Raw genomic sequence first — 2,068 nt, 5'->3', positions numbered from 1 at the left:
AACCCTCTTGAATGCAGAACAGAGCCTTATGTAATTAGGGGCCGTAACAATTAAGGTGATATTTAAGCAATTATATCTTTTATTCATAAGGACAGTTTACTAGGCTGTCCTTATTAAATAAATTTAGTGACTAAATTAAGCTTGCAAAGAGGTATCTAATCATATCATATTGAAATATCGGAAGTCATCCATTATTGCCTCTTCCTTTTCTTTAGGACAGTTTGGAACCACCCCCTTACTGAAACCGGCATGGTAGTTTTCTCTCTCATGTATTCCGGCTTTTTTCTTTGTCTGAGCAATATAGAGAGATGAAACCTTAAATCCGTATTTGCCAAGCACATATGCTTTGATTTCAGCATAAGTTCAAAACGATTTCCATATTTATCTGCACGGCCGCCAATTTCGTATGCCATCATTCTCCTCCCTGCACACTTGACCCTCATGTTATTATTATTGTTTTCAACGCTAAAACATGCTCTCTCAAATAGATAAACAGGAAAGACAACTCCTTCAGTTGTTCATCATGCACGCTTGTTGCCCTCAATGCTTGGAGTCGCTTATCAAGTATTACTGTAGCACGTTGCAAATATTTATACCTTACGTCTAATTCTTCCATTATTTTTCAACTTATAACAACCCATTTCCCAGTTTTATTTCCACCCTGGCGCTCAATAACCTTCTTTTCTTTCAATGAAAAGAGAATTTTTCTTATATATCCATCAGAATATCCGCTTACCTCAACCAATTCTTTTATCGTGATATTAGATTTTTGACTTATATAGCTGATAACACGCTGTTCCGCCTCATTAAGACTAACTTCATTATCAACGTCCGTTCCATCACTATTCTTTTTTTCATAATTAAATGGAATAGTGACATTAACAAAGTTTTCCATAATATCAAAAGCCTGTTTCCCATAATTACTGATAATGAGAGGAATACCGTGCCCAGTTTGTTCCACATAACCCAGTTGTCCAAATATCTTTTGCAATTTAGCATTAACTGGCTTACTTATCCCCTTGTAGAACTCTTCCTTGTTTAAATCTACAGGTAATCCTCCTGTAGATATAATTTCTATTCTGTCAGAGAAAATATAAACCGCAGGTGGATTTCCTTTGTCCCACTTCGTATGGATACATGCGTTTTGCCAAGCTTCTTTAAAGCTTGCCATATCAAATAGTTTTTCTTCCGCGCGCCTATGATTTCCCATAATAACCATAGTTTCATTAATGGATTCCATGTAATCAATTACTTTATCAATAGCAGTAATCAGACAAGTCCCCCCATACTCATTTCTCTTTATAAGGTCTGTCTTATCTTTCCCTGCAAATGTAACAACTTTTATCGAAATATCATTTTCATCAGCAAGCAAAAAAGCCATCATATTATATTTTCCATCGCTGTTTTTCAACCCTGTATTATCTTCAAAAGTTGTCTGATCAACTGTCAGCCCAGCTGTTACATATGCAATTTTAAGTTTATTAAAAGTAAGCGTCTGAATCGGAGCCGGAATTAAAGTTAAAATATCTGATGAGGTTTGTCTGTCCATCAACTCCTTAAGGGCTGTTGGACTCAATTCTCTATCTTCATCTGCCGATCGCATATAGTAACGTCCATATGCCGAATATGGTTTTTCCGAACCGCGCACTTCGATTTTTATCACGTTTTTATCATCGAGCAATTCATGTTCTATAGTCGGTATAACCTGCGGCTTAAGGAAATTTGCAATTGCCTGAGATATCTCTCTAAGTGTTCTGTCCCCCATTTGCTGACCGACCACATCCCCATTATCCTTAACTCCAAAATATAGAACCCCATAGCCATTCTTATTGAGCATAGAAGCCAATGATGTTATTCCTTCCTTGAGCTCACCGGTTGTTTTCTTGAATTCTATTTTTTCAGTTTCTACTCCTATATTCATCACCTATTGCCTCCTAAACACGCAATCATTAGCACTAAAACTTTCCTAAGTTATTTCAGCCAATCCCTACTATCATGGATTATACTCTATTCAATTCTTTTTGCCACTCTTTTTGCTACTTTACTTGCTACTTTACTTGCTACTTTA

Annotated in this window: 2 protein-coding genes; both read right to left on the bottom strand. The window is 36.4% G+C overall.

Translation table 11 applies throughout. From position 1 onward, the window contains the following. Positions 1–191: 191 nt before the first annotated feature. Entirely contained in the window at positions 192–413 is a 222-nt protein-coding gene (locus SOY52_RS04670) for a hypothetical protein (RefSeq protein WP_320847816.1), read from the bottom strand. Positions 414–622: 209 nt separating this feature from the next. After that, positions 623–1,921: an RNA-binding domain-containing protein gene (locus SOY52_RS04665; protein WP_320847815.1), complete on the bottom strand. Its 1,299-nt coding sequence runs from the start codon at positions 1,919–1,921 to the stop codon at positions 623–625. Positions 1,922–2,068: the final 147 nt, after the last annotated feature.

Origin of the sequence: Bullifex sp. (assembly GCF_034103065.1) — a bacterium.
GTDB lineage: Bacteria > Spirochaetota > Spirochaetia > Sphaerochaetales > Sphaerochaetaceae > Bullifex.
The sequence above is the reverse complement of the archived record's forward strand: the minus strand, read 5'-3'. Positions and strand labels throughout refer to the sequence as shown.

Excerpts from the sequence above, each read along its gene's own strand:
- SOY52_RS04665 (WP_320847815.1), bottom strand. The coding sequence starts at position 1,921 with ATGAATATAGGAGTAGAAACTGAAAAAATAGAATTCAAGAAAACAACC.
- SOY52_RS04670 (WP_320847816.1), bottom strand. The coding sequence starts at position 413 with ATGGCATACGAAATTGGCGGCCGTGCAGATAAATATGGAAATCGTTTT.